Source organism: Aeromicrobium sp. PFPM2_SD2, assembly GCF_057364525.1.
Genome location: NZ_JBNFNZ010000303.1, coordinates 1 through 3,081, shown reverse-complemented (window position 1 = coordinate 3,081; position 3,081 = coordinate 1). Strand labels below are relative to the sequence as shown.

Genomic DNA, 3,081 nt, shown 5'->3' with positions numbered 1-3,081 from the left:
CGCCCACGCCACCGTCGTGGAGTTCGCCGACCGGCTGATGCCCGTGCAGGTCGACCGGGCCGGCGGCGAGGCGCTGCGGCGGATCGTGGAGGGACTCGGCGTGGACGTCCGCACGTCCACGGCCACCTCGCGCATCCGGCACGACCGGCGCGGCCGGGTCACGCAGATGGTCTTCGCCGACGGCGACGCCCTCGACGCCGACGTGGTCGTCTTCGCCACCGGCGTCCGCCCCCGCGACGAGCTGGCCCGAGACGCCGGGCTGGACGTCCACGAGCGCGGCGGGGTGCTCGCCGACGAGGCCTGCCGCACCAGCGACCCGGACGTCTACGTCATCGGCGAGGTCGCCTGCGTGGCCGGACGGGTGTGGGGACTCGTGGGCCCGGGCTACACGATGGCCGAGGTCGTGGCCGACCGGCTGCTCGGCGGCGAGGCGACGTTCCAGGGCGCCGACCTGTCGACCAAGCTCAAGCTGCTCGGCGTGGACGTGGCCAGCTTCGGCGACGCGTTCGCCGCGACGGCCGGCAGCCTGGAGGTCGTCTACGCCGACCCGGTGGCGGGGGTCTACAAGAAGCTGGTGCTCAGCGACGACGCCTCGACGCTGCTCGGCGGCGTGCTCGTCGGTGACGCGTCCGCCTACACGACGCTGCGGCCGATGGTCGGCAACCTGCTCGGCGGTGACCCGACCGCCTGGCTGCTGCCCGACGGCGTCGAGCCGCCCAGCGCCGGCGCGCTGCCGGACGAGACGACGGTGTGCTCGTGCAACAACGTCACCGCCGGCGCCGTGCGGTGCGCGGTGTCCGAAGGCGGCTGCACCGACGTGGCCGGCGTCAAGGCGTGCACCCGGGCCGGGACGAGCTGCGGGTCGTGCCTGCCGCTGGTGAAGACCCTGGTGAACGCCGAGCTCGAGGCCGCCGGCGTCGAGGTCAGCGACGCCCTCTGCGAGCACTTCGCGCTGAGCCGGGCCCAGCTGTTCGACGTCGTGCGGGTCAGCGGCATCAGCACGTTCAGCGAGCTGGTCGAGCGGCACGGAACCGGACGGGGCTGCGACATCTGCCGCCCGGTGGTCGCCTCGATCCTGGCCAGCCTCGGCCACGGGCACGTCCTGGACGGGGAGAACGCGGCGCTGCAGGACACCAACGACCACGTCATGGCCAACATGCAGAAGGACGGCACCTACTCGGTCGTGCCGCGCATCCCCGGCGGCGAGGTGACGCCCGAGGGACTGATCGCGATCGGCCAGGTCGCGGCCGACTTCGGGCTGTACACGAAGATCACCGGCGGCCAGCGGATCGACCTGTTCGGCGCCCGGATCGAACAGCTGCCGGCCATCTGGCGACGGCTCGTGGACGCCGGCTTCGAGTCCGGGCACGCCTACGGCAAGTCGCTGCGCACGGTGAAGTCGTGCGTCGGGCAGACCTGGTGCCGGTTCGGCGTGCAGGACTCCGTCGGCCTGGCCGTCGCGCTCGAGCTGCGCTACCGGGGCCTGCGCTCGCCGCACAAGATCAAGCTCGGCGTCTCCGGCTGCGCCCGCGAGTGCGCCGAGGCACGCGGCAAGGACGTCGGCGTCATCGCCACCGACCAGGGCTGGAACGTCTACGTCGGCGGCAACGGCGGGTTCACCCCGCGCCACGCCCAGCTGCTCGCCGAGGACCTGACCACCGAACAGCTCGTCCGCACGATCGACCGCTTCCTCATGTACTACGTGCGCACCGCCGACCGGCTGCAGCGCACAGCCGCCTGGCTGGAGTCGGTCGAGGGCGGCCTGGACGCCGTCCGCGCGGTGGTCATGGACGACGCGCTCGGCATCGCCGCCGACCTGGACGCCGCCATGGCCGAGCACGTCGACCGGTACGAGGACGAGTGGGCCGCCACGCTCGCCGACCCCGAGAAGCTGCGCCGGTTCAGCGCGTTCGTCAACGCCCCGGACGTCGCCGACCCCGACCTCGCGTACGTCGAGGAGCGGGGCCAGAAGCGTCCGGCCACCGAGCAGGAGCGGGCCGTGCTCATCGGCGGGGCGACCCTTCCGGTGCGCGGGGCGCAGGTGCCGGCGTGAGCGGCTGGACGCGCGTCTGCGCGGTGGACGACCTGGTGCCCGACCGGGGCGCGGCCGCCCTCGTCGGTGGCGAGCAGGTGGCGCTGTTCCGGCTGGCCACGGGGGAGGTGCACGCGGTCGACCACCGGGACCCGTTCACCGGGGCCAACGTCCTGGCCCGGGGCCTGGTCGGGTCCCGAGGGGAGCTGGCGACGGTAGCATCGCCCCTGCACAAGCAGGTCTTCTCGCTCGCGACCGGCCGGTGCCTGGACGACCCGGAGGTGCGGCTGCGCGTGTGGCCGGTGCGAGTGGTCGACGGACAGGTCGAGGTCGCGCCGGCGGAGGACGAGGCGAAGGGGGTGGCGTGAGCCTGACGTCCCAGCTCGGCCCGGTCCTGTCCGGCGCCCGCGTCCTGGTGACCGCGCAGCGCCGTGCCGACGACATCGTCAACGCCTTGCAGCGCCGCGGCGCGTCCGTCGTCGTCGCCTCCTCGCTCGGCGTCGAGTCGCACATCGACGAGGAGACGCTGGTCGCCGAGACCCGCGCCCTGGTCGATCGTCCTGCCGACGTGGTCGTCGTGACCACGGGCATCGGCTTCCGCAGCTGGCTCGACACCGCCGAGTCCGTGGGCCTGGCCGACGAGCTGCTCGCGTCGCTGCAGCACAGCCGGGTCGTCGCCCGCGGCCCGAAGGCTCGCGGGGCCCTCCAGGCCGCCGGGCTCGTGCCCGACTGGGTGGCCGAGTCCGAGACGTCCGCCGAGATCGCCGACTTCCTGCGCGCCGACGGGGTGGCCGGCCAGCGCATCGTCGTGCAGCACCACGGGGCCGGTGACGACGGGCTCGAGCGCCACCTCACGGCCGCGGGGGCGGTCACCACGAGCCTGGTCGTCTACCGCTGGGGCCCGCCCGCCGATCCCGACGCCGTGCGTCGCTCGGTGGCGTGAGGCGGCCGCCGGCGGCTATCGACGCGGTGCTGTCACCTCCGCGCCGGAGCCGGCGGCCTGGCTCGCCGCGGTGCGGTCCGAGCAGGTGCTGGCCCGGTCACCGAGC

General features: G+C 74.3%; 3 protein-coding genes. All 3 read left to right on the top strand.

The genetic code is table 11. The annotated features are described in order from the left end of the window. Nucleotides 1-2,053: nitrite reductase large subunit NirB (gene nirB / locus AC2W7G_RS12525; protein ID WP_485868731.1), on the top strand; the 2,053-nt coding region annotated here is incomplete at its 5' end. Continuing rightward, nucleotides 2,050-2,400, top strand: a complete 351-nt coding sequence (nirD, locus tag AC2W7G_RS12520) for a nitrite reductase small subunit NirD (protein WP_485868730.1) — start codon at nucleotides 2,050-2,052, stop codon at nucleotides 2,398-2,400. The genes nirB and nirD, both read left to right, overlap by 4 nt. After that, nucleotides 2,397-2,975: a uroporphyrinogen-III synthase gene (locus tag AC2W7G_RS12515; protein WP_485868729.1), complete on the top strand. Its 579-nt coding sequence runs from the start codon at nucleotides 2,397-2,399 to the stop codon at nucleotides 2,973-2,975. Before nirD ends, AC2W7G_RS12515 begins: the two co-directional genes overlap by 4 nt. The last annotated feature ends 106 nt before the right edge of the window (nucleotides 2,976-3,081 follow it).